We start from the raw sequence: 2,217 nt of genomic DNA on the forward strand, positions 1-2,217 counted from the left end.
ATCATCACCCATCGCCTGTCGCACTTGCTGTGGCGCGGCGGCTGGCGTTTCGCCGCGCGCTTCCTGTCCTTCATTGCGCGCACCTTCACCAACGTCGACATCCATCCCGGTGCGCGCATCGGGCGACGCTTCTTCATCGACCATGGCGCCGGTGTCGTCATCGGCGAAACCGCCGAGGTCGGCGATGATGTCACGCTCTATCACGGCGTCACGCTGGGCGGCACCACCTGGAATGCCGGCAAGCGTCATCCGACGCTGGGCGACGGCGTGGTGGCCGGTGCGGGCGCCAAGATACTCGGCGCGATACGCATCGGTGACGGCGCCCGCGTCGGTGCCAATTCCGTGGTGGTCAAGGATGTGCCGGCCGGCCGCACCGTGGTCGGCATTCCCGGCCGCATCGTCGGCGAGCGCGTATCGACAAAGTCCGTCGGCACGGCGGGCATGCCCATCGACCTCGACCATCACCTGGTTCCCGACCCGGTCGGCAAGGCCATCGCCTGCCTGCTGGCACGCATCGACACGCTGGAGTCCGAAGTGCTGCAACTCAAGGGCATCACTCCCGTCGAGAAGGCGGACGAATGCACTACCTGCGCGGCGGGCGATCTCTGCTGCGAGTTACCCGGAGGACTGTCATGAGCATTGAAACGCGCGACCTCGACACCGACCTGGCCGACCTCGAGTCAGCCGAGGATTTCCTCACCTACTTCGAAATTGACTACGATCGTGCGGTCGTCCAGGTAAATCGCCTGCACATCCTGCAGCGTTTCCACGACTACCTCGCCGTGCGCAAGCCCGGCGCGGCGCCCGAATTCGAGGACTATCGCGGCGCATTGGCGATGGCCTACAACGACTTCGTCAAGTCCGACGCGCTGACGGAAAAAGTCTTCAGCGTGCTCAAGCGCGCCTCGGGCATCGCCACCGTTCCACTCAGCGCCATCAGCCGCGCCAAGCACTGAGAGAACTGCCATGCAGACCGAATGGGATATCGGCGATTCGGTGCGGGTGGTGCGCAACGTCCGCAACGACGGCACCTATCCCGGCGCGGAAACGGGTGAGCTGCTGATTCGTCGCGGCAGCGTCGGTACCGTCGTCGACGTCGGCACCTTCCTGCAGGACCAGATCATCTACTCGGTTCATTTCCTCGAGGCCGACCGCATCGTCGGCTGCCGCGAGGAAGAGCTCATCGGCGGCGAGGAGCACTGGATTCCCAGCACCTACGAAGTGCGCGAGAACGACGACTCGCCCTCCGGCGCGCTGCCGTCGCGCGCCAGTTGCAGATAGAGCAGCGCATCCTCGGCACGCCGGAAGCGGCACAGGTTATATTGCCGCTGTCGTCGGTAGACCAGGGGGTCGCCGAAGTCCGCACGCGCTATGCCTCGCAGGAAGAGTTTATCGCCGACCTTGAGCGCTCAAACCTTGATCCCGTAACACTGCGCCAGTCGATCGAACGCGACCTCAAAGTGGAAGCGGTGCTGGACGGTGTCGCCAGCCACGCAGCGAAGGTCAGTGAAACCGACGTCGAGATCTTTTACCTGGTGCACAGCGAGCGCTTCCGCCGCCCGGAAACACGCACGCTGCGCCACATACTCTCTACCATCAACGATGGCCTGGCTGGCAGCGAGCGAGACGCCGCGCGCCAGAAGATCGATGCCATCCACTCGCGCCTCTGCAAGGCGCCCGAGCGCTTTGCCGAACAGGCGCAAAAGCATTCCGAGTGTCCGACGGCGATGAACGGCGGTCTGCTCGGAGATGTGGCGCCGGGCAAACTATTCCCTGAACTGGAACCCGCTGCCTTTGCCCTGGCACCGGGCGAATTGTCCGGCGTCGTCGAATCGCCGCTGGGCTTTCATATCCTGCTTTGCGATGCCATCCAGCCCGCCGGCGAAGTATCGCTCGACTCGGAACGCGAACGCATTCGCGGCCACCTTGAGGACACGCGCCGGCGCAGCATTCAGAAGGCGTGGATCGCCGGGCTGTTTCGCCGGGAAACCTGACCCCACCTCTGCCGGTCCGTAACTTATAGGCTTCTGTTTCCCGATGCCAGCCATCGTGATCCGGAAAGCCATCGTGCCACTTGAGCTTCGCGACATTGTCGGATTCATCGCCGCCATACTGACCACGGCCGCCTTCGTGCCGCAGGCGGTCCAGTCCTGGCGTACGCGTGATCTGTCAGGTGTTTCGCTGGCGATGTACAGCCTGTTTGCCGCCGGTGTGGCC

General features: G+C 64.1%; 5 protein-coding genes. All 5 read left to right on the forward strand.

Going from position 1 to position 2,217, the window contains the following annotated elements; all coding sequences use genetic code 11:
- Positions 1–636: serine O-acetyltransferase EpsC (epsC, locus tag HXX15_RS23005; protein WP_296519234.1), on the forward strand; the 636-nt coding region annotated here is incomplete at its 5' end.
- Positions 633–956, forward strand: coding sequence for a nitrogenase-stabilizing/protective protein NifW (locus HXX15_RS23010; protein WP_296519235.1), 324 nt, complete (start codon positions 633–635; stop codon positions 954–956). The genes epsC and HXX15_RS23010, both read left to right, overlap by 4 nt.
- Before the next feature lie 10 nt (positions 957–966).
- A complete protein-coding gene (locus tag HXX15_RS23015) occupies positions 967–1,281 on the forward strand; it encodes a nitrogen fixation protein NifZ (protein ID WP_296519236.1) in 315 nt (104 codons plus the stop codon).
- Complete coding sequence (nifM, locus tag HXX15_RS23020) at positions 1,272–1,994, forward strand: nitrogen fixation protein NifM (RefSeq protein ID WP_296519237.1); 723 nt, start codon at positions 1,272–1,274, stop codon at positions 1,992–1,994. Before HXX15_RS23015 ends, nifM begins: the two co-directional genes overlap by 10 nt.
- 43 nt (positions 1,995–2,037) lie before the next feature.
- On the forward strand, positions 2,038–2,217 hold a 180-nt coding region (locus tag HXX15_RS23025), incomplete at its 3' end, for a PQ-loop domain-containing transporter (protein ID WP_296519238.1).

This window comes from Rhodopseudomonas sp. (genome assembly GCF_013377015.1).
In the GTDB taxonomy this organism is placed as follows: domain Bacteria; phylum Pseudomonadota; class Alphaproteobacteria; order Rhizobiales; family Xanthobacteraceae; genus JARJEH01.

Bases quoted from the DNA above. Each gene is read 5' to 3' on its own strand.
- HXX15_RS23015 (WP_296519236.1), top strand. From the start codon at position 967: ATGCAGACCGAATGGGATATCGGCGATTCGGTGCGGGTGGTGCGCAAC.
- HXX15_RS23010 (WP_296519235.1), top strand. From the start codon at position 633: ATGAGCATTGAAACGCGCGACCTCGACACCGACCTGGCCGACCTCGAG.